This window comes from Nocardia noduli (assembly GCF_019038455.1).
GTDB classification, from domain to species: Bacteria; Actinomycetota; Actinomycetes; order Mycobacteriales; family Mycobacteriaceae; genus Nocardia; species Nocardia noduli.
Genome location: NZ_JAFMPL010000217.1, coordinates 1 through 1,999, shown reverse-complemented (window position 1 = coordinate 1,999; position 1,999 = coordinate 1). Strand labels below are relative to the sequence as shown.

1 protein-coding gene and 2 pseudogenes are annotated in these 1,999 nt (G+C 65.0%); 1 reads left to right on the top strand and 2 read right to left on the bottom strand.

Annotation, left to right across the window (positions count from 1 at the left end):
- Nucleotides 1–174 precede the first annotated feature (174 nt).
- The gene (locus JZ792_RS40975) at nucleotides 175–1,572 is read left to right on the top strand and encodes an IS30 family transposase (RefSeq protein WP_216918345.1); all 1,398 of its coding nucleotides are present in this window, start codon (nucleotides 175–177) and stop codon (nucleotides 1,570–1,572) included.
- A 7-nt stretch (nucleotides 1,573–1,579) separates the two neighbouring features.
- Here the strand turns inward: JZ792_RS40975 and JZ792_RS40970 are convergent.
- Nucleotides 1,580–1,780 (bottom strand): annotated as a pseudogene (locus JZ792_RS40970) (DDE-type integrase/transposase/recombinase); the annotation flags it as partial.
- A 22-nt stretch (nucleotides 1,781–1,802) separates the two neighbouring features.
- Nucleotides 1,803–1,999: pseudogene (locus JZ792_RS40965) on the bottom strand (IS110 family transposase); the annotation flags it as partial.

The following is a 1,999-nucleotide window of genomic DNA, read 5'->3' as shown; positions in this document are numbered from 1 at the left end:
AGCGGTCCGTTTGGCGCGGCGGATCAGCGAGCTCGGCGACCAACTGAAATCCAATCGTGCTCAGCTGGACGAGATTCTCGCCGATCATGTCCCACAGTTGCTGGCGTTACCTGGAGTCGGTGCGGTCGGCGGATTCAACTGGTCGTCGCAACACCTTCGATATGGAGGTGTGTAATGGGACGGCCGAAGGGTTGGGCGACGGCGGCGACGGGAAGGGCCGCGATGCGGTCGCCGGGACGACCGCCGGTGGCGCGGCGCGAGCATCGGCAGCGTTTCTGGGAAACGATCGCCCGTGGCGTCACGAGCGAGAAAGCCGGTGTCGAGGCCGGCGTGTCGCCAGCGGTTGGCACGCGCTGGTTCCGTGAAGCTGGCGGAGTGTCGTTGCTGCCCTCCGCAATTCCTTCTGGCCGCTATCTGTCCTTCGCTGAACGCGAGGAGATCGCGATCTGCCACGCCCGCGGTTTCGGGGTCTGTGAGATCGCTCGGCATCTGGGTCGCTCGCCGTCGACGATCTCGCGGGAGTTGCGTCGCAACGCGGCCACCCGGGGCGGGACTCTGGTCTACCGGGCCACGACCGCGCAGTGGCATCGCGATCGCCGCTCTGCCCGGCCGAAGACTGCCAAACTCGTCACCAATTCCTTTCTGCGCCAGTATGTTCAGGACCGGCTGGCCGGGGTGATCCACACTCCGGACGGAAAGCCGGTTCGCGGTCCGCGGACTCGCTGGATCGGCCGCAACAAGGCCCGCCGGACGGACCGGTGCCGGGCTCATGCGTGGAGTCCGGAACAGATCTCGCATCGGCTGCGCCTGGATTTCCCGGATGATGAGTCCATGCGTATCTCGCACGAGGCGATCTATCAGGCCCTCTACATCCAGGGCCGTGGTGCGTTGCAGCGGGAGCTGGTGGCCTGCCTGCGCACTGGCCGTGCGTTGCGGGTTCCACGTGCCCGCACCAAGCGGCGCGGTCCCGGGTTCATAACTCCGGAGGTGAGGATCAGCGCTCGACCCGCCGAGGTCGAAGACCGTGCCGTCCCCGGGCATTGGGAAGGTGATTTGATCATCGGCCTGAACAGGTCGGCGATCGGCACCCTGGTAGAGCGCACAACACGGTTCACCATGCTGCTGCACCTTCCCCCGATGGCCGGCTACGGCACTCAGCCGCAGGTCAAGAACGGCCCGGCGATGGCCGGGCATGGCGCCGAAGCCGTTCGCGACGCGATCGCCACGACGATCGTCACGCTACCCGAACAGTTGCGTCGCACGCTCACCTGGGATCGCGGCAAGGAACTGGCCCGGCATGTGGAACTGACCATCGACACCGGTATCGAAGTCTACTTTGCCGATCCTTACAGTCCCTGGCAGCGTGGCACCAACGAGAATACGAATGGCCTTCTACGCCAATACTTTCCGAAAGGCACCGATATGAACCGCTACGGCCGCAGCGAACTCGACGCCGTCGCCGCCGCACTCAACAACCGGCCCCGCAAAACACTCAACTGGAAAACCCCGACCGAAGCCCTCAACGAACTGCTATCGTCGGCCCAACCGAGCAGTGTTGCGACGACTGGTTGAGTCCGGGTTGAGCTCCGCGGTCGTGATGATGTATCAGCCCGGACAGGTCGGTGATCCCGTCGCGGGCACGGGTCCAGATAGCGTGTTCGATCGCGTCGAGAACCAAACCGGTGTTCATCGTGGTCGAGGTGCGCCAGCCCACGATCCGGCGGGAGTAGGCGTCGATCACGAACGCGACATACACCCATCCCGACCACGTCGAGACATAGACATCTCACGCGGGTGAGTTGTCAAGTGGTGGTGGTTTCGGATGGTGCCGGGTGGTCGGGCCAGGCGGTGTTCTCGTCCCAGGGGTGGTTGTTGGTCAGGCACCACCAGATGCGCCCGAGGAGCTTGTTGGCGAGGTTGCGCAGGGCGGCGTTGTGGTGGTCGCCGGCGGCCTTGCGTTTGTCGTAGTGGGCGCGGGCTCCGGGCGATTTGGTGAGCG